Here is a 21,364-nt window from a genome sequence, read left to right as displayed (position 1 = left end):
CAGATACTGGGCCAAAGCCTTTCTCTGTGCTCCTCACAAATCCATTCGCAGCCATCGTATGTGCCGGCTCTCACCGTTACCGCGCTCTCTGTGACACCGCCGTGTCTGCTACTTACCTTTGCTCGCAGGATTTTTCGTATGAAATTGGACTTATTATAAAGGCGTATCGCAATTTTGTCAATATCCTTTTTCAATCATTTTATGCCGCATTTGCGTTTTCGACACGGCTCCGGCCGATCTTTCGCAGCGGTTTCTTTTTTATCCGGGAGAAGGTTATTTCTGTAGGAAAGCGACATATAAATGAAATTAGAAAAGTGAAACAAGCCTATTCAAGGATGTACTATTTTTTAAATTCACGGAGGAATTATGGAAATATCAATGGTACAGATGTTGAAGCTAATCAGAAAAAAATTTCTGCCGATTCTTCTCAGCGCCTTCCTCTGCGCGGCGGCCGCCTATGGAATATCAAAATATATTGTTCCGAAAACATATGTTTCGACGGTGAAGCTGTATGTTTATACTCCGGAAAGCAATCCCGACCCAACCATGAACATCAACGCCCTCGACTACGCCCAGAAAATAGTGAACACCTATATAGAAATGCTGCAGACCAGAAGTTTTTACCAAAAGGTCATGGAAAGGTCCGGCATCAAAGATACTGTAGATCATTTTGGAAAAATGATTGAGTTCTCTCCGATGAACCAAACGGAAGTTTTTCAGGCAAAAGTCTCCGCACACACGCCGGGCGATGCCAAAAGCATTGCCGATTCCATCACCGCGCTTGCCCCGTCCACCATCGGAAGCCTCAAAAAAAATTCCACGCTGGAAGTCGTCGACCCGGCGGTAATTCCCGAAAAGCCGTCTTTTCCAAACAACGTGCTGCTCAGCGCCCTGGGTTTTTTGCTGGGCGCTGCGGGCTGTGTTTTTATCCTGTTTCTGCAATTGTTTTTCAATCTAAAAATCAGAAGCGATAACCTTGCCGGAAACCTAGATCTTCCAATCCTTGCAGCAATTCCTGCTTTTCATAAAAATTTCAGAAAGGGAAAAAGGTGGATCCAATTTGAAAAAACAACATTTTAAAAAAGGCCACCCCAAAAAGCCTTTCACGGACCCAAGCCTTACGTTTCAGGTTACCGAAGCGTATAAAGTGGCAAGAACAAGCCTTGCTTTTTCTCTGCTGAAAAAGGAATGCAAAAAAGTCATCGTCACCAGTTCGCTCGATGCGGAAGGAAAAACCACAACTTCCGTCAATCTTGCAAAATCACTGGCGCAGCAGGTGGATATAAAAGTTCTTCTGATCGATTCCGACCTGCGCAGACCAAAAATTCACGAATACTTCGGTCTGGACAACACGGTCGGGCTGACAAATTATCTTGGAAGCATGTGCGGGGTGAAAGATGTAACCCGGCCTACGGAAGAGCCCAATCTGTCCGTAATCTGCAGCGGCGTGGCCGTACCCAATCCGTCGGAGCTTCTGGCAAGTTCTGCAATGAAAAATCTGCTCGCTTGCCTGGAGCCTTACTATGACTATATCATCATGGACACGTCACCCGTCAATATCGTCGTGGACGCCCTGCCTCTTGCAAAGATCTCCGACGGGGTGATCCTTGTCGTCCGGGACGGAATTTCCACCTATCCGGAGCTGACCAAAACCGTTGAAACGCTGAAAATGGCGGAAGCAAAAATTCTTGGGATCATCTTGAACGGAATGAAGCCGGAACCCAGGGATTGCAAATACCGATACGACAGATACGGCAAAACCAGTGAACCCTGCCCATGATAAAAACAATCCTCTTTCCTGCAAAAAAAAGGAAGTTGAAGAATGAAGAGACATGGAAAAAGAAAGGGAACCGGAAAGCAAGCGGCTTGGATCGCCGCTACCGTGATTGCCGAAGTTCTTCTCCTCTTTTTTCTTTCCGGAATCTTCCTCTTCAATTATTACCTGAACAGGATTCATTATGACCCGGAAACAAAAAGCCCTGTTCCCGTCATCTCTACCGATTCCGACAGCCGGACGGCGCCGGAGTCTTCCCAGAATCAATCCGGCGCCCCGGGAAGCCTCGTGGAAGAACAGCTTCTCAAGGACGCTGCCTCTCTTCCGGAAAAGCAAAATGTTTTCAACCTTCTTCTGATCGGCAGCGACAGCAGAGTTCCGGGCCAAAAAGGGCGCTCAGACACCATGATACTGGTTTCCATCGACCGCCGAACCAAGCGAGTGGCCTTTACATCCTTTCTGCGCGACATTTACCTTCGGATTCCCGGAATCGGACAGGATAACCGCCTGAACGCCGCAAACGCATTCGGTGGGCCAAACCTTCTTCTTGAGACCATCCGGCGCAATTTTCAGGTACAGGTGGATCGTTACATCTCCGTGGATTTCTCCTCTTTCATGCAATTCATCGACCGGATCGGGGGCATTGAAATCGATGTCACCGACGACGAAATCGCAGCGGCCAATGAGTATATCCGAAATATAAACCTCTGGTACGGCATTTCTGAAAACGACGGAGTTCTGTGTTCCGCCGGAAAACAGGTTCTGAATGGAAAACAGGCGCTAAGCTACGCGCGCATCCGCTCCATCGGGAGCGGGGATTTTTACCGGACCGACCGGCAGCGCGTGATCCTGAGAAAAGCACTGGAAAAGCTGAAAACACAAAGTCTCTTTGAGTCAGCAAGCCTGCTGAACACATTTTTACCGGATATTTCCACCAATTTGAGCAAGGGAGAACTGCTCTCGCTGCTCCTGCTTCTGCCTTCTTACCCCAACTACAAGGTGGAATCGTGTCATATTCCGATCGACGGAACCTTTTCCTGCCGGAACATTCGTGGAATGACCGTTCTGAAAATCGACTTTTCCAAAAATATCGCGGAGATTCAGAAACAAATCTACGGCTGATCCGGCCGGGGAAATTCGTGTCTGATTGGGAGGAGTGAAAAATGAATCGAGACGTGACTTTTCAGGCGGAAACCGTTGCCTGCGAGGTCCCCGCGCAGGCGTATCCCCTGCTTTCTGAGAATCGGGCGCAGGCCTATGAATTTTTCAAACGGTTTTTTGATATCACTCTTTCCATAATGGGGGTTGTTTTTTTCTCGCCGCTTTTGCTCCTGACCGCATGCGCCATCAAACTTGATTCCAGAGGGCCCGTCATTTATACCCAGATGCGCGCCGGGAGAAACGGAAAACCTTTTAAACTCTATAAATTCCGCAGCATGTGTCCGGACGCCGAAGACCAGCTGAAAAACATCCGGTACCTGAATGAAGCGGACGGACCCGTATTTAAAATTTCAAACGACCCACGGGTGACGCGCGTCGGCCGTTTGATCCGGAGAGGAAGCATCGACGAGCTGCCGCAGCTGATCAACATTCTCAAAGGTGAAATGAGCATCGTCGGTCCGCGGCCTCCGTTATTAAGGGAAGTGGAACAGTACACGCCCTACCAGATGCAGCGTCTGCGGGTGACTCCCGGTTTAACCTGTTACTGGCAGATCAGCGGAAGAAGCGATGTCAGCTTTGAACGCTGGGTCAATCTGGATTTACAGTATATCCGGGAACGGTGCTTATGGATTGATTTCAAAACCATTCTGAAAACGGTGCCCGCGGTTCTGTTCGGGGCGGGCGCCTATTAAAGGACGGAAGTACATGAGAAAAGCGGTTTCAAGATTCCTGTCGAAGCTGAAAGGCGAGCCTTACCTTCTGCAGGATCGCATTCAACTGAAAGACCTTTGCGGTGTTTTCTGGGAAAGGTTCCGCCAACTGGCAAGAGGATGGATTCGAGGGCTTGCGTTTCACCGCAGGGACGGGATTGTCCTGATCGGAAAGCATGTAAAAATCAAATGCGCGGGGAATATTTCCTGCGGTAAAAATCTGCTGATTGAAGACGGAGCATGCATCAACGCTCTCTGCCGGCAGAGGGTTATCTTCGGAAGGAACGTCTCCATCGGGCGAAATACCATCATTGACTGCACCGGCGTTCTGCGGGAGCTGGGCGAAAGTCTGAATGTCGGGAATTGCGTGGGCTTTTCCCCCGGCTGTTTTATCGGTGTGAGAGGGCCCGTGAGAATCGGTGACAACACCATCTTTGGCCCAATGGCCAGCCTTCACGCGGAAAACCATGTTTATGAGGATCTTGCAGATCCAATCCGTCTTCAGGGCACGGTCCGAAAAGGGATTGAGATCGGCTCCGACTGCTGGATCGGCGCAAAGGCCACCATTCTGGACGGGGTTAGAATCGGAGACGGCGCGGTAATCGCCGCAGGCGCTGTGGTAAACCGTGACGTTCCCGACCGGGCGGTAGCAGGAGGCGTACCCGCCAAGGTGATGAAATACCGCGGCTCACGGAAAGAGAAGGCATTATGAAAATACTGCTGGTCAATAAATTTCATTATCCGAAGGGCGGAGCCGAGACCTACTATTTCACTCTGGCCGACGCGCTGAAAAACAGCGGACATGAGGTCGTCTTTTTTTCCATGCTGAACCCCCAAAACATCCCCTGCCGGCAAACGCCTTTCTTTGTTTCGAACGTGGACTACAACGAAAAGAGCCTGCGTGCAATTCGAAAAATCAGGTTCGGCATCCGTCTTGTGTACTCACTGGAAGCAAAAAAGAAGATGGAACGCCTGATTCAACAGGAAAAGCCCGATTTAGCGGTTTTAAATCTGGTACACAGGCAAATTACGCTTTCCATTCTTGAACCGCTCAAGCGGCACGGCATTCCCGTTGTTTTTATCGCGCACGATCTGGTTTTTCTCTGCCCGAACTGCACCATGCTCTCTCATGGAGCAGTCTGTGAAAGATGCTCCGGGGGATGCTTCCTGCCGTGTATCCTGAAAAAGTGCGTGAAAAATTCCCGGATCAAAAGCGTTCTTGCCGCCGTGGAGGCCAGTTTTCTGAGATGGAAAAAGCTCTACGACCGGGTTGATCTCTATCTGTCTCCATCCCTTTTTTTGCAGGACAAGATGACTAAAGCGGGATTCACCCGGAAACCGATCCGCTTTTTGAGGAACCCTCTGCCGGTCGGCACGATTTACCGGATGCCCGAACACTGCGGCGATTCTTTGCTTTACTTCGGACGGCTGTCGCCGGAAAAAGGAATTCTGACCTTATTGAAAGCGTTGAAAAAAGCCGGCCCGCGAGCATCCATGGGATTGACCGTAGCGGGGGACGGGCCGCAGCGCCCGGAGCTTGAGCGCTTCACGGCGGAGAACGGACTGACGGAATCCGTTCGCTTCGTCGGTTTTCAAAGCGGCGAAGCGCTTCAAACGCTGGTGGAGCAGTGCAAATGCGTGGTTCTGCCGTCCGAATGGTATGAAAACTGCCCCTATTCCATTCTGGAAGCAATGGCGAAAGGCCGTCCCTGCATTGTCAGCAATCTGGGGGGACTTCCGGAATTGGTGGAGAACGGCGTTAACGGCTATATTTTTAAAGCCGGCAGCGCCGGCTCCCTTCGTGAAGCGATTGCAAAGCTGTATCGGCTGGATGATCAGGAATACGCTGAACTGTGTAAAAACGCCCTGGAACGGGCCAAAAAGGAATTCAGCGCCGAACGCTATCTTGAGAAATTTTTTCAGGAATACAAAAGTCTGAGTCAGCACGGAGGAAACAATCATGAATCATCTACACGGATCGATTATCGTCACATACCGCTGCAACGCCCACTGCAGCATGTGCGGCTGCTATGCCGACCCGACCAAAAAAAGTGAAGAGATCAGTCCTGATCTCCTCCGGAAACTCCCCCGGATGAAATTTGCGAACATTACCGGGGGAGAACCGTTTCTCCGCGATGATTTAGACGAAATCGTTTCCGAGCTGTATCGAAAAGCCGACCGGATCGTCATCTCGACAAACGGATATTTTCATCAGAAAATCTTAGCTCTCTGCCGCAAATACCCCCGGCTGGGAATCCGGATCAGCATAGAGGGAATGCCCAAAACAAACGACTCCATTCGCGGCATTCGGGACGGCTTTGACCACGGCCTGCGCTGCCTGCTGGAGCTTGTCGCCGCCGGCCGCAGGGATGTGGGATTCGGCATGACGGTTCAGGACGGCAACGCGGACGACCTGCTTCTGCTTTACGAGCTGGCCCGTGATATGAAAATGGAATTCGCGACCGCCGCGCTTCACAACTCTTTCTATTTTCGCAAAACGGACAACGCTATCGTTGACAAATACCACACGGCGCTGCAATTTGAAAAGCTGATCAACGAGCTGCTGAAAAGCAATTCGCCCAAAAAGTGGTTTCGCGCCTACTTTAACCACGGGCTGATCAATTACATTTATGGAAACCCCCGTCTTTTGCCCTGCGAAATGGGGAGCAACGGCTTTTTTCTCGATCCGTTCGGCGATGTTCTGCCCTGCAACGGAATGGATTGCAAAATGCCGATGGGCAGCCTGAAGAACCAATCGTGGGAAGAGATCTGGAATTCCGCCGAAGCGGAAAAAGTGCGCACGGCGGTGAGATGCTGCCCCAAAAACTGCTGGATGATCGGCAGCGTTTCCCCCGCCATGAAACAGCATTTTTCCGTACCCGCCGGGTGGGTCGTCCGGCACAAACTGCTGAAACGCGGGTACAGCCTGAAGGAAAACGATTTTATTCGGGAAAGCCCCGGGGAAGAAAACAAAATTCAGAACGACGCCGCCGGACTGCTGCGGGAATAAGTTTTGTGAGGCCGCTATGAAAATTGCAATGATCGGGCAGAAAAGGATCCCCAGCCGTGAAGGCGGCGTTGAAATTCATGTAGAGGAACTCTCTTTGCGGCTGGTTGAAATGGGGCATGAGGTAACCGTTTACAACCGAGGCAAAAAGGGCTTTCCGCGCAACCGCGAATATCACGGAATCCGGATTGTTACCGTGCCGACCATCAACCGAAAAAGCCTTGACGCGCCCGTCTATTCCTTTCTCGCCGCCGTCCACGCGCTGTTCGGGCGGTATGACGTGATTCACTTTCACGCGGAAGGCCCCTGCGCCATGCTTTGGCTGCCTCACCTCTTTGGAATCCGCACGGCTGCGACCATTCACGGTCTGGACTGGCAGCGCTCGAAGTGGGGCAACTTGGCGTCAAATTTCCTGCTGCTGGGAGAAAAATGCGCGGTCAAATACGCGGATGAACTCATTGTCCTCTCTCAGAATGTCCGGCAGTACTTTAAAAATACCTACGGCAGGGAAACCCTGTTGATTCCGAATGGAGTGAACCGTCCGGAAATTCGAAAAGCCAGCCTTATTACCCAAAAGTACGGCTTGCGCCAAGGCTGCTATCTGCTATTTCTGGCCCGTATCGTTCCCGAAAAGGGGCTGCACTATCTGCTGCGCGCCTTTGCGGAGATCGATACGGAGAAAAAGCTGGTTGTGGCCGGGATGAGCAGCCATTCCGACGGCTACACGGACTTTATCCGCAAAACGGCGGCCAAAGATAAACGAGTTGTCATGGCGGGATTTGTCCGGGGACCGGAATTGGACGAACTCTTCAGCAACGCGTTCCTTTATCTGCTCCCCAGCGATGTAGAAGGCATGCCCATCAGTCTGCTGGAAGCCATGAGCTGCGGCTGCCCCTGCCTTGTAAGCGATATTCCGGAAAACACGGAAGTGCTGGGACCCTTCGGATACACGTTTCGAAAAGGCGACCCGGAAGATCTCCGGCAACGGATTTGCTCCATTTTAAAGGAGGGGCCGTCCGCCCAAAAGACGGTTCAGGCGCGAAAATATGTCCTGAAGCACCACGACTGGGACCTTGTCGCACGCGAAACCGCGCGGTCCGCGTACCGGAACGTGAAAGCTGAGGGGGAAGACACAGGATGAAAAAAAGAGAGATTAAAAATGCGGTTCGGGGGCGCTTATGGATTTTTACAGCTCCATGATCTTTTACGGCATCATCGGTTTGCTCACCGCTCTCAATGCCGAATGCTCCGTCCGGTCCGGGGATATCCGGGCACAGGGATTTTTTGCCTGCAACGCTATTTTGATTCCTTCTCTGACCGCCGGATTTCGGTACGGCATCGGGACGGATTATCTGCTGGTTTATTATCCCGAATTTCAGAATCTTCAGAATCATATTCATTATCACAGCCGCATGGAACTCGGGTTCGTACTGCTGAACCGATTTGTCATCGCGCTGGGCTGCGGTTTCCCGGTTCTTCTTTTTCTTGTTTCGTTCCTCACGATTCTTTTTGTTTTCCTCTGTTTGAAGCAATACCGAAAAAAGCTCAGCGTGGGGTTGGGCATGCTTGTTTTCATGCTGCTGTATTACCAGCTTTCGTTTGATATCATGCGTCAGGCGGCGGCCATGTCAATCGAGTTTTACGCGTTAAAATATGTTACTTCCAGAAAGCTGTTTCGATTTTCCGCGCTGACCGCTTTCGCCTGCTGTTTTCACCTTTCCGCACTCATTCTGTTCCCCGTTTACTTTGCCTATTTTTTGTACGGAAAGCCGAAATATCAAGCGCCGGCCATGATCTCCTATGCCGCCCTGATTTTTCTGGTCCTGAACTACAATCGGATTCTGTATCCGATTCTCGGCGGAATCGGCTCCCTGCGCTATTACTCCGGTTATCTGCGGGCAACCAAGAGTTTTTCGTTCAGCATCGGCGTTTTTGCACGCACCGTTCCTTTTTTACTTCCCGGTTTTTTGCTCCGACGGGAACTGAAACGGGATTCCCGCATGTTTCTGCTGTTTAACCTTTTGATCATGGGCTGCATTTTCCGGTTGACGGCCTATACGACCGTTTATTTTACGGAAAGAATTGCTTACTATTTTCTGATTCCCCAAATTGTTCTCGTCCCTACCTACTGCCGGCAATTCAAAGAGCAAAAAAAGACATGGATTAGCGTAACGATATTTGCTTTTGTCTTTTTTTTGTGGATTTACGACTATTTTGTAATGGGAAGCTGCCAGACGGTGCCCTATCGATCCATTTTTCAATGAAATCAGAATCCGAAAAAACAAGACGGGAGACTGCACGGATGATACAAATATCAGAAGAATTCCAAAAAGGTCTCGTCAGCGTATGCGTTCCTGTTTATAACGCGGAAAAAACATTGCAAGAATGCCTGGAATCCCTGGTCGATCAAACCTATCGTCAAATGGAGATTATTCTGATCGACGACGGTTCCACCGACAGCAGTCCTGAAATCTGCCGCCGATATGCGAAAAGGGACCGGAGAATCCGTTTCATCCGGCAGAAAAACGCGGGGGTCGGCGCCGCAAGAAACGCGGGCATCCAAGCGTCGCGGGGAGAATTCATCGCGTTTGCGGACGCGGACGACTGGGTCTCTAAAGATATGTTCCGCAGATTAATTCAGGACGCCGTTTCCAGCCGGTCGCAGCTTGTTTTCTGTAATTTTGCAATGGTGAAAGAGAACCGCCAAACCCGCCGCGACCAGTTCCGCGGCATGAAAGAGCAGGATCCTCAAATCAAGAGGAAGCTTCTGTCCGGAATTCTGTCTCCCTCCGAGCGCAACATCATGGGAAGCAGCTGCACGGTTCTGATTTCAAGGGAGCTTTTCATAAAACACGGGATTCAGTTCAGCGAAACCATCAAAATGTCGGAAGATATGCTCTTTGTCCTTCAGTGTGTGGACGCGGCGGAGCGAATCAGTATTAACCGTGAATTCCTCTATTTCTACCGGGATAACCCCGGCTCCGTTACCCGCAATTACATACAAAACATGTGGCCGGACATGATGGCCGTTCTAGAGTGGTCACGAAAAAACCTTTCCGCAAAATACGGCCGGGCGTGCGTGGACGAAGGAATCAGAGCCAGCACCGCGAACGCGCTGATTCTTGCGGCCGCGAATACGTGCAAAAAGGGAACTCCCCTGGGGCTGTTCAGGCGCATCCGGTATTGCAGGGAGCTAAAGCGACTGCCCATTGTTCAGGAAGCGCTTCACAGCGCCTGGAAAAAACGAAGCAGTTTTCGAAGAAATGTCCGGCCGCAGATTTTATGCGTCAAGCTAAACGCTGACTGGCTCCTGATTCTGTACCATTCTATCAAGCACCGCACGCTTTTAAACAGGTCTGCCAAAAAGGAATCGGTCGATAACTTTGGAAAAACGGCAGCTCTTTATTTTCACGCAAGCAGCAAAAATCACGGCTGCGAGGCAATCATCCGCTCAACCGCACAAATGCTGACCGATTTCAGTTTCATTCTTTTCTCCGATCATCCGGAGGACGACCGGTCTTACGGAATCGACCGCATCCTGCGTGTCCGCGCCGCAGGAAAACCGTTTTGTCAATACGATCCCGCTCGGCTGCCTGCCGGGATTCTGATGAAAGTCCTGGGAAATGCGGGGATGAAATGCGCCAAAGTATACGGAAACCTGCTTCGAAACCCGGATTTTAAAATTGCAATCTCCGTTGGCGGAGATAATTACTGTTATCCCCGCTACCGGTACCCATTGATTCTGAGGACCCTGAACCGCAGGCTGAATCAGAAGGGCGTTCAAACCGTCCTGTGGGGTTGTTCCATTGAACCAAAGCTGCTGAAGGACCCTGACATTCTCAGGGACCTAAACCGATATTCATTGATTACGGCGCGTGAATCCATCACGTACCGCGCGCTGCTGAACGCAAGGATCTGCAAAAACACAAAGCTCTGCCCGGACCCGGCGTTTCTTCTGCAAGCGCGAAAGCATCCCCTTCCGCCCGGGTTCGATGAAACACATATGATTGGGATTAACGTCAGTCCGCTGATTCTGGAATATGAAAGCAGCAAGGGAATCACTCTGCGGAATTACCTTTCGCTGATTCGTTTCATTCTTGCTTCAACCGATTTTCAGGTTGCCCTTATCCCTCATGTTGTGGAGGCCGACCTTAAGGTCATGAAAAATCTGTACGAGCCCTTTCAGGACACCGGCCGTGTGGTTCTGGTGGAGGACCATAACTGTATGGAGCTGAAAGGCTGCATCGCCCGCTGCCGCATGATGCTGTGCGCCCGAACCCATGCGTCCATCGCGGCATATTCTTCCTGCGTGCCGACCCTTGTCGTCGGGTATTCCGTCAAATCTTCGGGAATCGCGAAAGATATTTTTGGGACCGACAAGCATTACGTCGTACCGGTACAGTCGCTGCGCAAAAGCAGCGACCTTGTGCATGCCTTCAAATGGCTGATGAACAAAGAAAACTCCATTCGCGCCCGCCTTCAAAATGTCATGCCGGACTATTGCGCCAGGGCTCTGGACGCGGCAAAGGAAATTGAAAAGCTGGCGGGTGAACGGAGTTGAACGCGAGAGTCAGCCAGAGAAAAGCAGGAGTCGTTCTTTCCTACACGACGATGGCGGCGCAGAGCGTCATCGCCATCGCGTATACGCCCGTGATGCTGCGCCTTCTGGGGAAAAGCGAATACGGAGTTTATAATCTGGTTTACTCCGTGGTCAGCTACCTCGGGGTATTGAGCTTCGGGTTCGACAGCGCCTATATCCGTTTCTATTCCCGCCTTCAGGCGAAAAAGGACGTTACGGGAATGGCTCGCCTGAACGGGATGTTTCTGACCCTGTTCACCCTGATCTCAATTCTAGCGCTGTCGGCCGGTTCCGTCCTGGTTAAAAACGCGGACTCTCTTTTTTCCGGCGGGCTGACGGACGGAGAGATAAAAATCGCCGCGGTTTTGATGAAACTGATGGTTTTTAATATTGCGGTTACATTTCCGACCAGCGTTTTCGACTCTATCGTGATGATTCACGAGCAGTATATTTTTCAAAAAACGGTAAATTTGCTGCGAACCGTTTTAAATCCGTTTCTGGCGCTGCCGCTTCTTCTGATGGGGTACCGGTCCATCAGTCTGGTTGTCGTCACGACCGCTTTGAATGTGGCGGGTCTGCTGATTAACATCTGGTTTTGTCTGAGCAAGCTGAAAACTCAGTTTATTTTCAGCCGGTTTCATCTTGCGCTGCTTCGGGAAATCTGGATTTTTTCCGCTTATCTCTTTTTGAACATGGTAACGGAGCAGGCAAACTGGAGCGTCGATAAAATCATACTTGGGAAAATGAAGGGCAGCTCCGATGTGGCAGTTTACTCCATCGGCTCCCAGTTCAACACCATATACCTTTCTTTTTCGACCGCGATTTCGTCCGTGTTTGTTCCAAAGGTAAACCGGATGGTTGCGGAACACGGCGACATCAAATCTTTAACAAATCTGTTTACCAAAGTCGGAAGAATCCAGTTTTTTGTTTTATCTTTCATTTTAACAGGGTTTGCTTTTTTCGGCGGCTATTTTATCAAAGGTTGGGCGGGCCGGGAATATGCGGGGACGTACCTGACGGCTTATCACATTGCCCTGCTGCTGATGGTTCCGGTTACAATTCCTTTAATTCAAAATCTTGGAATTGAAATACAGATCGCCAAAAACATGCACAAATTCCGCTCGATCGTCTACGCGCTCATCGCCGCCGCCAATCTCACCGCCAGCATTCTTCTATGCCCGTCCCTCGGCGGCGTCGGCTGTGCCGCAGCCACCGCGGCCTCTATCACGTTGGGTTCCGGCTTCCTGATGAACTGGTATTATCAGTCAAGAGTCGGACTGGACATTCATTTTTTCTGGAAACAGATTCTGAAAACTTTCCCCGCGCTGATTTTACCGGCAGCTTTTGGATTCTGCGTGACACGCTTTTTTCCGGTTGACAGCGCTGCTCGGTTTTTGGGGTTTGGGCTACTCTACTCCGTGCTGTTCTTTTTTTCTGTTTGGAAATTCGGCCTGAACGCCTATGAAAAGGGACTTGTTTTACAGCCGTTTCAAAAATTCGTAAAAAATCCTGCACGACCGCAAAAAACTTTCCTGCCGGGAAAGGACAAATCATAAAAGGAGGATGCCGTATGCGCCTGGCTCACGAACTGTCGCTTTCTTCTGCGATCCGCTACAATTTTTTCTGCGGACACGTTCGGAAAAGCGGAGGAAAAATCATTCCCTACTCCCGTTCCGTCTTTCTCTTCGGGCCAAACGGAAGGCTGATCATTCGGGGAAATTTTAGAACCAACGTCAACTGCATCAAGAGGAACGGACGCTCAACCATCGTTCGCGTGGACCGTGACGCCGTACTGGAAACCGGCGGTGAGTTTACGCTGTATTACGGCGGAGACATCATTGTATTTGAAAACGCAAAGCTGTTTTTCGGAAAAGACTGCGGATGCAATTCGGATGTGAAAATCAGATGTACCCGCCTGATTGAAATCGGAGACCGCACTTTTATTTCCCACAACGTCACCATTCTGGACTCCGATTCGCATGAGCTTTGCGGAACCGGGAGTGATATGACAAAACCCATCAGGATCGGAAGCCATGTCCTCATCGGCACTCATGCCACCATTCTGAAGGGAGCGGTGATCGGCGACCACTCCGTCATCGCCGCAAACGCCGTGGTTACCGGAGAGATTCCGGCGCACTGCCTCGCCGCGGGCATCCCTGCCCGTGTAATTCGGGAAAATATAAACTGGAAGTAGGTTTCATGATGACGGTAGATGTGATTGAAAAGGAAAAATGCACCGGCTGCGGCGCGTGCGTTTGCGTCTGCGTCCACCGGGCGATTTCTATGGAACCGGATCAAGAAGGATTTTTGTACCCTGTCATTGACCGGGAAAAATGCACCGACTGCGGCCTTTGCCTGTTAAAATGCCCGCTTTCTAAGGCGAAGCCGGAAAACCGAACCGAGCCGGAGGCCTTCGCCTGCTACAGCAGAGACCGGGAAACGCAGCTCGGCAGCACATCCGGCGGATTGTTTACCGAACTAGCCAAAGCGGTTCTGTCGGACGGTGGAGCGGCGATCGGCGCCCGGTACACGGAAAACTTCGCGGTGGAGCACGCCGCCATATTTTCGGAGCAGGACATTCCCCTGCTCCGGCAGTCCAAGTACTTACAGAGCGATACGCAACGTATTTACGCTCAAGTACAGGAATGGCTGAAGAAAGGGCTTCCGGTCCTTTTCTGCGGCACACCCTGCCAAAACGCCGCGCTGCGCTGTTTCCTAAGAAAAGAATATGACAACCTGATTCGCTGTGATTTCATCTGCCGCGGAGTCGCTTCCCCCAAAGTTTTCAGAAAATATCTGGATATGCTCGAATCCGATTACCGCGCGCCCGTCCAATCCGTTCAGTTTAAAAATAAGGACGCGGGCTGGCATAACTTCGGTACCCGGATCACCTTTCAAAACGGCGGGGTTTATTACGGCGGCCGTTTTCAGGACCCCTTCATGACCGGGTATCTGGAGCGTAACCTTTTCCTCCGTCCCTCCTGCCACCAATGCCCTTTTCACTGTCTTCAGGAAGGAGACATTACTCTGGGGGATTTTTGGGGAATAGAAAAAATCCATCCGGAGCTGGACACCGACAAAGGCACCTCGGCGGTAATTCTTAACACTTCAAAGGGCCGGGCGGCCTTTGAACGAATCAAGCCGCGCCTGATCTGGGCAAATTGCGGGACGGATGAAATTCGGGCCGAAAATTTCTGTATGGAACGCGCTGCAAAGGCCGGACGAAACCGCCGTAAGTTTTTTGAGGAAATCGACCGGCGCCCGTTTCGCGAGCTTGCGAAACAATACGCCTCGCCATCAAAATTTCACGGCTTTCCTCCGCGATCTTTTTTATCCGGAATCAAAAAAGTCCTGCGCGGAACGCAGGAGTAATCAAAAGCCGATCCGGAATGAAAAGAGGAATCATGCAGACGGAATACAGAAAATATTTGGTCATCGTTCCGCACCCGGACGACGAAATCAATGTGGCGGGGCAGCTGATTCACCGCCTGACGCACGATGGAAGCAGCGTTGCCGTCCTGTACACCACAAACGGCGATTATCATCCCGGTCAGGGCCCGGAAAGATTAAAAGAAGCAATCCGTGCTTTGAAAATTCTGGGCGTTGATGAAAAGGACATTCTGTTTATGGGGTATGGGGACGGCTGGAAAGGAAGCAGGCATCTCTATAACGCGGGCGGGGACGTGCCGCTGGAATCGGCCGGCGGGCGCCTGAAAACCTACGGATTGGAAAACCACCCTGATTACCGGTTTCAGAAATGCGGATTTCACCATACCTACACACGTAACCACTACAAAAAGGATCTGCGCGATATTCTGCTGGACCTGCGCGCACAGGTGCTGATCTCGGTTGATTTTGACTGGCACCCGGACCATCGCTGTACCTCCCTGATGCTGGAAGAGGTTTTGGGTGAAATTTTAAATTCCGGGAACAGCTATCATCCCGTCGTCCTGAAAAAGTTTGCCTACGCCGGGGTGTGGAACGGACCAAAGGACTATTTTCATGTGCCGGAGCAGCCGACCCTGCCCCCGCGCAGAACGCTTTTAAACGACAGCCGTTTTGAACTGGACATCCCTGCCTACTCGTGGAATGAAAGAATCCGACTTTCCGTCCCTTCGAAAACGCGAACGCTGATTCCGTGGCAAAATGTGATTTACCAAGCCTTGCGGGAACACCGTTCGCAAGCGGCAAAATGGAGGTTCGACAGAATCTGCAACTCCGACCTCGTCTATTGGTTCCGCAGTACGAAGAGTCTGTCCTATCGGGCGAAAATCAAAGCGTCTTCCGGAAACCCGGAATATCTAAACGATTTTAAGCTCATCGACTGCCCGGATCTTGCCGCAGAACGAGACGGGATCGGGATATTCGGGAACTGCGTCTGGTCGCCTGACCGGAATGACCCCGTAAAATCGGTTGAATTTACGTTCCCTGAGCCGGTAAACATTTCCTGCTTTTGCCTCTATGAAAATTTTGCCCCGGATGACCATGTCAAAAACGGAATCATCCGATTCGACAACGGTTTCTGCCTGGAAACCGGCCCTTTCGACAATTCCGGAAAAAGAACAATCGTGGAATTTGAAACTCAAACCGGAATCCGTGCCTTTTCGTTTCAAATCACGGATTTTTCGGGAGACAATCCCGGATTAACCGAATTTGAGGTATATGAAAAGCGGGAAGATAAAGAGTTTCCGAATTCCATTTTTGAGCGGTACTCCACTGAAAAAGAATCCGGGAACTTCATTCGGGCATGTTTCGCAGGGTTTTTCCGCAGCCTTTTTGAATCAGGACGCTTCGTTCACCGGGTAAAAGAGCGGCTGAGAAGAGATTTTGAACGATTCACTCGATCTGTCTGAGCTCCAGCGCTTCATGTACTGTCGTAAATTCCGCCGACGTGAGGTTTCTGTCCGCGTATGCGGCCTCGCCGTCCTGGTTATCATAGGGGTCGTTCCGGAAATGCCCGGTCGGGACGGCAAACTCGTGCTGAAACTCGGAACTCAGGGGAATCCGGAACGGGTCGAGATGGCCGAAATAGTATTCCCACCGTTCCGCCGCGCCGTTGCGTTTGGCCGTGCCGCCGAAAGAGCAGTCGGCAAAAAGCCATCCGTACGGCGCGATATAAAACTGCGCCCAGTCATGCTCGCCGACTTCATACGGCGTCGCATAGAGTCCCGCCTGCCATCTTGCCGGAATTCCTGCGATCCGGCAAAGCGTGATGAATAAAAGCGCCTGAATTCCGCAGTCACCTTTCCGCCCGCACGCAGCGTAAGAGGTAAGGTCTGTAATGGTGCTGTAACTCCTGACGAAAGAATACATCACGTGTGTCGTAATATACACGTAAATTTTCTTTGCTTTCAGCAGCGGATTTTTTTCATCGCCGATTATTTCCGCCGCCAGCATGCGAAGATACGGCGTGAAATGAATCTGCGGAGGAAGCTCTTCCGTGTAAAAAGCAGGCTGCGCGTCCAGAACCCGCGACGGCTCCATGTTCTGATATTCCAGATGGCTTTCAAACTCATATTCGACCACAAACTTCTGGTTTTCCTCTAAAGCAGTTTCAAAACAGACGGTCCGCTGGGGATAGTCGGGCGGCGCAACGTGAGTCGGTTTCATGGAAACGGACAGCAGTTTAAAATTACGAACCTGCGCGTACTCAAGCGGAATCGGCAGGTGTACCTGAATGGTCTCGCCGATTCTTCGGGCGCTTTCCTGAATTTGCATGGTGCTGCGGATGTGAAAATAGGTGTTCAGTTCTCCCTTTTGTTTCATCTCCGCAATGGATGCATCTAAAAGCTCGTAATTTGCATTTCGTTCCTTCTGGTTTTCCGGGTGCAGATTCCGCAATGCAAGCTGCGGCCTTGTCTTCATCAGATTATCCAGAAACTTTCGGTGAAAACGGACTTTCCCTTTAACGTAAATCCACTCGACCATATTGTCTTCCCAGAAAGCGGTTAGCTCCTCTTCCCTGAAATCGGCAATATTTTCTTTCAGGATTGTGCAGGCCTGCTCCCAGGAATAAGGATACTGCTCGGGAATCCTCAAAAGGATTTCCTGTTCCAGTTCCAGACGTTTCCGCAAGGCAGAGGGAAGTTCCGAACGAAGCCTGCGGCCGATGACTCTCCGCACGGTTTCAAAGTCCCCATGCCATTTCATTTTTTGAATATCTTCCGGAAGAGGCACTTCCAGATATTTTAAATCCGAGTACACGACAGAATCCCATCCTCTCAATGTAATGCTTTTCCGCCGAAAAGCACATTCCGCTCCGCCAGCGCCTGGAATCATTTCTTTCCTTTGCTCCCGTTCAGCCCGACAAAGCCGAACCCCGGTTCTTCTGAAAGCACCAGCCGGTTGGCCCCTTCAACCCGCATACCGCCGACAAACGGCATATCGCTCAGACTGAACGTAGCGTCCAGGTCGGCCCGGGTAATGTTTTTCAGCGCCGCGCCAAGACTGGCCGCGGCTGTAATTCCCACATTGGTCTCCTCAATCATACAGCCAAGCATACACTGGATTCCTGCGGTTTCACAGACCGTATTGATTTTCAGAGCCTCGCGGATTCCGCCGCACTTCATCAGTTTGATATTGAGAATATCAACGGCACGTCTTTCAACAAGGCGCAGCGCGTCCGTCGCCGTGAAGCAGCTTTCATCCGACATAATCGGCACGTTCGTATGCTTTGTAACGTACTCCAGCCCCTCGATATCATAATACGGCACAGGCTGTTCCACCAACTCCAGATCATATTCATTCAGACATTCAATCATCCGGATTGCCGCTTTCGCCGACCAGGCCTGATTCGCATCCACGCGGATTTTTACATCCGGGCCGACTGCCTCACGAATGACTTTCATCCGCGCAAGGTCCTCGCTTCTTCCGGTTCCCACCTTGATTTTAACGGTATCGAACCCTTTTTCGACCCAGGCTTTTGCTTTTTTCGCCATGACCTCCGGTCGGTTGATGCTCACGGTGATATCTGTTTCGATGGAGTTGCTCAGTCCGCCAAGCAGCTTGTAAACCGGAAGTCCGGCTTTCTGACCAAGCAAATCGTAACAGGCCATGTCAACCGCCGTTTTCCCGCTTGGGGCATGCGCCTGTGACCGGTTCATCGCCCAGTAGACGGCTTCCAAATCGGTCGGGTCAAGTCCGATCAGATCCGGTTTCATCAGTTCGATTCCGGCAACCGTTCCGGGAAGATTTTCGCCGGTAACCAGTAAGCCGGGGGCTCCCTCTCCGTACCCCACAAGCCCTTCGTCCGTCTCAAGGGACACAATCGCGCTTCTCGCGTGAGTGATGACACCCAGAGAAATTCGGAACGGTTCCAAAAGCGGTACTTCCACGGTCTGAACTTGCACATTTGTTATTTTCATTTCTCTTCCCTCCCGTTTTCAAAAAGGCACGCGCGCCAACGCCCGCCGGCCCCCTACTCTTATGGCAAGCCGCTTTCATCCAGCAGTCTGGATTTCAGCCGAAGAAGAATCGTCCGATCCAACCCGATCCCCGTCAAATAATCCTCGGTACAGCCATATTCGGCTCGAAACAGTTTCAGGAAATCCTCCAGATACTCTATTTTGGATCTGCCGGCAAAAGCCGGAAGGCTGGGGTCGTTTTCCCTCAGCTTCCGCAAAATCGGCCGGATATAAGTATAGGACACCTCGTAATCCGCCAGAATATCGCAATCTTCCACACCAGCAAGAGAAAGCAGCAGGGCGGACACAACCCCGGTGCGGTCTTTCCCCGCGGAACAGTGGAAAAGGACGCCGTTGTCTGCTTTGGCCATGGTTTGAAAAACCTGTTTCATCGCAGATTGATGATGGACAAAAGTCATATAAGAATGTTTGATTTCTTCTTCTTCGGCGGGGACGAACCCAGAACCGATGCTGAAATTGTAATAGGAAAAGCCCTTTTCCCCGGCAAGGAAACAGGGCTTTCTTTCGGCTTCATCCGGGTACCTCAGGTCAATTACGGTCATGATATTTCGTTCTCGCAGCATGGCTGTTTCGTCCTTCGTCAGCAGAACCGGCGCATCACTCCTGATAAACCGGCCCCACGCCGTGATACCGCTCCCCGCGGCGGGGTAACCGCCCAGGTCCCGCATATTCCTGCAATGCTTGCAACGATATCTTCTCATGCTCTCATTTCCCTTTTACCTCTCATGCTGCAAAACTTCGCGGTATTTCTTCAGTTCCGCCTGATTCGCCAGAATAAAATGGCCTTCTTCCGCTTCTGCCCAGACCGGCGGGTCGGTGGAGTAATCATGGCAGGCGGGGTCGTAAACCTTTAGTTTTTTCTGTTTTTCCGCTTCGGGATTCGGCAAAGGAATGGCGGAAAGCAGCGCCTGCGTGTAGGGATGCAGCGGATGCTGAAAGAGTTTCTCCGTCTCGGCCATCTCCACAAGCCGCCCTTTATGAATTACGGCAATGCGGTCCGAGATGAAGCGCATGACGGACAGGTCGTGCGCGATAAAAAGATAAGTCAGTCCGCGTTCTTTCTGCAAATTGCTCAGCAGATTTAAAACCTGCGCGCGGATGGAAACATCCAGCGCGGAAATCGGCTCGTCCGCAATAATAAACGACGGCTTCATAATCAACGCCCTGGCAATTCCGATTCTCTGGCGCTGACCTCCTGAAAATTCGTGAGGAAACCGCCCCGCAAACTCCGGCAGCAGGCCCACATCCATCAGAGCTTTCTGTACCCTGTCTTCATATTCCTGCGCAGAGAGACCTTTTTCCGTATTGAAAAGCCCCTCCTTCACAATATAATCCACTTTGGCACGCTCGTTCAGAGAGACCATGGGGTCCTGGAAAATCATCTGGATGTTCCGGATCACCTTTTTGTCGAGCGTGCGCGGGATTTTCCCGCTGATACGCTCCCCGTTAAAGACAATCTCCCCGCCGCTGACGGGAATCAGTCTGATAATCGCTCTTCCGACCGTGGTTTTTCCGGATCCGGATTCACCGACCAGTCCGAAAGTCTCCCCTTTGTAGATATCGAAACTGATTCCCCGGACAGCCTCGAATCTGTGTTTTTTCGCACCAAACGCAACTTTCAGGTCTTTGACGCTCAAAAGGACTTCTTTATTCTCTACCATCGGTTTCTCCTCCCAAAAAACAAATGCTGCGAATGGACTGAATCTGTTCCGGGGGAGCGATTTTGGGCGCCCGGCTGTCTAAAAGCCAGGTTTTTGCCTTATGGGTTTCACTGACCTGAAAATAAGGCGGGCGGTGCAGGTAATCGATTGCAAGCGCGTTCGGGTTTCGGGGCGCAAACGCGTCGCCCCGGATGGGCAGATAGAGATTTGGCGGCGTTCCCTGAATGGAATACAGCTTTTCACCCTTTGTGCCAAGCTGCGGTAGAGACGAAAGCAGCGCCCAGGTGTAGGGATGCTTCGGGTCATAAAAGATTTCACAGCAGGTACCGATTTCCACAATATCGCCCGCGTACATGACGGCGATGCGGTCCGCAATATTAGCAACGACGCCCAAGTCGTGGGTAATAAAGACCAGAGTCAGCCCGTAGCGGTCTTTCAGCGATTTCAGCAGGTTCAGAATCTGTGCCTGAATCGTGACGTCCAACGCTGTGGTCGGTTCGTCACAAATAAGTACCTGCGGGTTACAGGCAACGGCGATCGCGATTGCAACCCTTTGTCTCATTCCTCCGGAAAATTCATGCGGATATTGCTTCAGCCTTGTTTCCGGCTCTGTGATTCCGACGTCCGTCAGAAGCTCGGCCGCTTTTTTCTGAGCCGCCTGCCCGACAATTTTCCGGTGATATTTCAGGGCCTCGCAGATCTGCCACCCGATGCTTTTCAGCGGATTCAGGCTTGTCATCGGATCCTGCATAATCATGGCGATTTGCCCGCCCCGGATCTGCTCCCACTCTTTCTCCTTCAGGTGTGTAATATCTTTCCCCCCGAACAGGATCGTACCGGATTCCACATAACCGTTTTTGTCCAAAAGGCCGATGAAGTTCTTCGAGAGGACGGATTTTCCCGACCCGGATTCCCCAACGATAGCCAAGCTTTCGCCCTGATACAGGTCCAGTGAAATACCGCGGATCGCATGCAGGGCTTTTTTGCGCATCCGGAATTTTACGTTCAGATCCCGCACCGACAAGATAACCTCTCGTTCCATGATTTT

General features: G+C 51.3%; 19 protein-coding genes. 14 read left to right on the top strand and 5 right to left on the bottom strand.

Annotated elements, in window-relative coordinates; translation table 11 throughout:
• The first annotated feature begins 366 nt into the window (after positions 1-366).
• From ACLQ3M_RS09525 to ACLQ3M_RS09460, 14 genes are read left to right on the top strand one after another with little or no spacing between them, the layout of a single operon-like run.
• On the top strand, positions 367-1,080 hold the full coding sequence (locus ACLQ3M_RS09525) for a YveK family protein (RefSeq protein WP_411677452.1): 714 nt from the start codon (positions 367-369) through the stop codon (positions 1,078-1,080).
• Entirely contained in the window at positions 1,061-1,780 is a 720-nt protein-coding gene (locus tag ACLQ3M_RS09520; protein ID WP_411677451.1) for a CpsD/CapB family tyrosine-protein kinase, read from the top strand. The genes ACLQ3M_RS09525 and ACLQ3M_RS09520 overlap by 20 nt, the downstream gene beginning before the upstream one ends.
• 42 nt (positions 1,781-1,822) lie before the next feature.
• Positions 1,823-2,896 (top strand): LCP family protein, encoded by a 1,074-nt coding sequence (locus ACLQ3M_RS09515; RefSeq protein WP_411677450.1) that lies wholly within the window; start codon positions 1,823-1,825, stop codon positions 2,894-2,896.
• 41 nt (positions 2,897-2,937) lie between these two features.
• Positions 2,938-3,627 carry a sugar transferase gene (locus ACLQ3M_RS09510; protein ID WP_411677449.1) on the top strand — a complete coding sequence of 230 codons (690 nt, stop codon included), beginning with the start codon at positions 2,938-2,940 and terminating at the stop codon, positions 3,625-3,627.
• A 13-nt stretch (positions 3,628-3,640) separates the two neighbouring features.
• Entirely contained in the window at positions 3,641-4,357 is a 717-nt protein-coding gene (locus ACLQ3M_RS09505; RefSeq protein ID WP_411677448.1) for an acyltransferase, read from the top strand.
• Positions 4,354-5,700, top strand: coding sequence for a glycosyltransferase (locus tag ACLQ3M_RS09500; protein WP_411677447.1), 1,347 nt, complete (start codon positions 4,354-4,356; stop codon positions 5,698-5,700). Before ACLQ3M_RS09505 ends, ACLQ3M_RS09500 begins: the two co-directional genes overlap by 4 nt.
• On the top strand, positions 5,606-6,655 hold the full coding sequence (locus tag ACLQ3M_RS09495; RefSeq protein ID WP_411677445.1) for a radical SAM/SPASM domain-containing protein: 1,050 nt from the start codon (positions 5,606-5,608) through the stop codon (positions 6,653-6,655). The genes ACLQ3M_RS09500 and ACLQ3M_RS09495 overlap by 95 nt, the downstream gene beginning before the upstream one ends.
• 16 nt (positions 6,656-6,671) lie before the next feature.
• Complete coding sequence (locus tag ACLQ3M_RS09490; RefSeq protein WP_411677444.1) at positions 6,672-7,793, top strand: glycosyltransferase family 4 protein; 1,122 nt, start codon at positions 6,672-6,674, stop codon at positions 7,791-7,793.
• A gap of 37 nt (positions 7,794-7,830) precedes the next feature.
• Complete coding sequence (locus ACLQ3M_RS09485; RefSeq protein ID WP_411677443.1) at positions 7,831-8,916, top strand: EpsG family protein; 1,086 nt, start codon at positions 7,831-7,833, stop codon at positions 8,914-8,916.
• 38 nt (positions 8,917-8,954) lie between these two features.
• On the top strand, positions 8,955-11,213 hold the full coding sequence (locus tag ACLQ3M_RS09480) for a glycosyltransferase (RefSeq protein ID WP_411677442.1): 2,259 nt from the start codon (positions 8,955-8,957) through the stop codon (positions 11,211-11,213).
• Entirely contained in the window at positions 11,210-12,787 is a 1,578-nt protein-coding gene (locus ACLQ3M_RS09475) for an oligosaccharide flippase family protein (protein ID WP_411677441.1), read from the top strand. Before ACLQ3M_RS09480 ends, ACLQ3M_RS09475 begins: the two co-directional genes overlap by 4 nt.
• A 14-nt stretch (positions 12,788-12,801) precedes the next feature.
• Positions 12,802-13,425 carry an acyltransferase gene (locus ACLQ3M_RS09470; protein ID WP_411677440.1) on the top strand — a complete coding sequence of 208 codons (624 nt, stop codon included), beginning with the start codon at positions 12,802-12,804 and terminating at the stop codon, positions 13,423-13,425.
• Positions 13,426-13,430: 5 nt separating this feature from the next.
• Positions 13,431-14,603, top strand: coding sequence for a Coenzyme F420 hydrogenase/dehydrogenase, beta subunit C-terminal domain (locus ACLQ3M_RS09465; protein ID WP_411677439.1), 1,173 nt, complete (start codon positions 13,431-13,433; stop codon positions 14,601-14,603).
• A gap of 32 nt (positions 14,604-14,635) precedes the next feature.
• Entirely contained in the window at positions 14,636-16,084 is a 1,449-nt protein-coding gene (locus ACLQ3M_RS09460) for a PIG-L family deacetylase (RefSeq protein ID WP_411677438.1), read from the top strand.
• Here ACLQ3M_RS09460 and ACLQ3M_RS09455 read toward each other — a convergent pair.
• The 5 genes from ACLQ3M_RS09455 to ACLQ3M_RS09435 form a co-directional block, all read right to left on the bottom strand.
• Positions 16,068-17,435 carry a transglutaminase-like domain-containing protein gene (locus ACLQ3M_RS09455; RefSeq protein ID WP_411677437.1) on the bottom strand — a complete coding sequence of 456 codons (1,368 nt, stop codon included), beginning with the start codon at positions 17,433-17,435 and terminating at the stop codon, positions 16,068-16,070. The two genes, ACLQ3M_RS09460 and ACLQ3M_RS09455, sit on opposite strands and share 17 nt — an antisense overlap.
• Before the next feature lie 71 nt (positions 17,436-17,506).
• Positions 17,507-18,595, bottom strand: coding sequence for a mandelate racemase/muconate lactonizing enzyme family protein (locus ACLQ3M_RS09450; RefSeq protein ID WP_411677436.1), 1,089 nt, complete (start codon positions 18,593-18,595; stop codon positions 17,507-17,509).
• A 59-nt stretch (positions 18,596-18,654) separates the two neighbouring features.
• Positions 18,655-19,356 carry a tyrosine-protein phosphatase gene (locus tag ACLQ3M_RS09445; RefSeq protein WP_411677435.1) on the bottom strand — a complete coding sequence of 234 codons (702 nt, stop codon included), beginning with the start codon at positions 19,354-19,356 and terminating at the stop codon, positions 18,655-18,657.
• 15 nt (positions 19,357-19,371) lie between these two features.
• Positions 19,372-20,316: an ATP-binding cassette domain-containing protein gene (locus tag ACLQ3M_RS09440; RefSeq protein WP_411677434.1), complete on the bottom strand. Its 945-nt coding sequence runs from the start codon at positions 20,314-20,316 to the stop codon at positions 19,372-19,374.
• Positions 20,303-21,358, bottom strand: coding sequence for an ABC transporter ATP-binding protein (locus ACLQ3M_RS09435; protein WP_411677432.1), 1,056 nt, complete (start codon positions 21,356-21,358; stop codon positions 20,303-20,305). Before ACLQ3M_RS09435 ends, ACLQ3M_RS09440 begins: the two co-directional genes overlap by 14 nt.
• Positions 21,359-21,364 lie beyond the last annotated feature (6 nt).

Origin of the sequence: Caproicibacter sp., assembly GCF_046707225.1 — a bacterium.
Classification (GTDB): domain Bacteria; phylum Bacillota; class Clostridia; order Oscillospirales; family Acutalibacteraceae; genus Caproicibacter.
Note: the sequence above shows the minus strand (reverse complement) of the source record. Positions and strands in the feature narration are given on the sequence as shown.

What these genes read in the sequence shown, in the direction of transcription:
- ACLQ3M_RS09450 (WP_411677436.1), bottom strand. Translation starts at nt 18,595, where the DNA reads ATGAAAATAACAAATGTGCAAGTTCAGACCGTGGAAGTACCGCTTTTG.
- ACLQ3M_RS09525 (WP_411677452.1), top strand. Translation starts at nt 367, where the DNA reads ATGGAAATATCAATGGTACAGATGTTGAAGCTAATCAGAAAAAAATTT.
- ACLQ3M_RS09485 (WP_411677443.1), top strand. Translation starts at nt 7,831, where the DNA reads ATGGATTTTTACAGCTCCATGATCTTTTACGGCATCATCGGTTTGCTC.
- ACLQ3M_RS09510 (WP_411677449.1), top strand. Translation starts at nt 2,938, where the DNA reads ATGAATCGAGACGTGACTTTTCAGGCGGAAACCGTTGCCTGCGAGGTC.
- ACLQ3M_RS09490 (WP_411677444.1), top strand. Translation starts at nt 6,672, where the DNA reads ATGAAAATTGCAATGATCGGGCAGAAAAGGATCCCCAGCCGTGAAGGC.
- ACLQ3M_RS09500 (WP_411677447.1), top strand. Translation starts at nt 4,354, where the DNA reads ATGAAAATACTGCTGGTCAATAAATTTCATTATCCGAAGGGCGGAGCC.
- ACLQ3M_RS09470 (WP_411677440.1), top strand. Translation starts at nt 12,802, where the DNA reads ATGCGCCTGGCTCACGAACTGTCGCTTTCTTCTGCGATCCGCTACAAT.
- ACLQ3M_RS09480 (WP_411677442.1), top strand. Translation starts at nt 8,955, where the DNA reads ATGATACAAATATCAGAAGAATTCCAAAAAGGTCTCGTCAGCGTATGC.
- ACLQ3M_RS09440 (WP_411677434.1), bottom strand. Translation starts at nt 20,316, where the DNA reads ATGGTAGAGAATAAAGAAGTCCTTTTGAGCGTCAAAGACCTGAAAGTT.
- ACLQ3M_RS09445 (WP_411677435.1), bottom strand. Translation starts at nt 19,356, where the DNA reads ATGAGAAGATATCGTTGCAAGCATTGCAGGAATATGCGGGACCTGGGC.
- ACLQ3M_RS09515 (WP_411677450.1), top strand. Translation starts at nt 1,823, where the DNA reads ATGAAGAGACATGGAAAAAGAAAGGGAACCGGAAAGCAAGCGGCTTGG.
- ACLQ3M_RS09505 (WP_411677448.1), top strand. Translation starts at nt 3,641, where the DNA reads ATGAGAAAAGCGGTTTCAAGATTCCTGTCGAAGCTGAAAGGCGAGCCT.
- ACLQ3M_RS09465 (WP_411677439.1), top strand. Translation starts at nt 13,431, where the DNA reads ATGATGACGGTAGATGTGATTGAAAAGGAAAAATGCACCGGCTGCGGC.
- ACLQ3M_RS09495 (WP_411677445.1), top strand. Translation starts at nt 5,606, where the DNA reads ATGAATCATCTACACGGATCGATTATCGTCACATACCGCTGCAACGCC.
- ACLQ3M_RS09460 (WP_411677438.1), top strand. Translation starts at nt 14,636, where the DNA reads ATGCAGACGGAATACAGAAAATATTTGGTCATCGTTCCGCACCCGGAC.
- ACLQ3M_RS09435 (WP_411677432.1), bottom strand. Translation starts at nt 21,358, where the DNA reads ATGGAACGAGAGGTTATCTTGTCGGTGCGGGATCTGAACGTAAAATTC.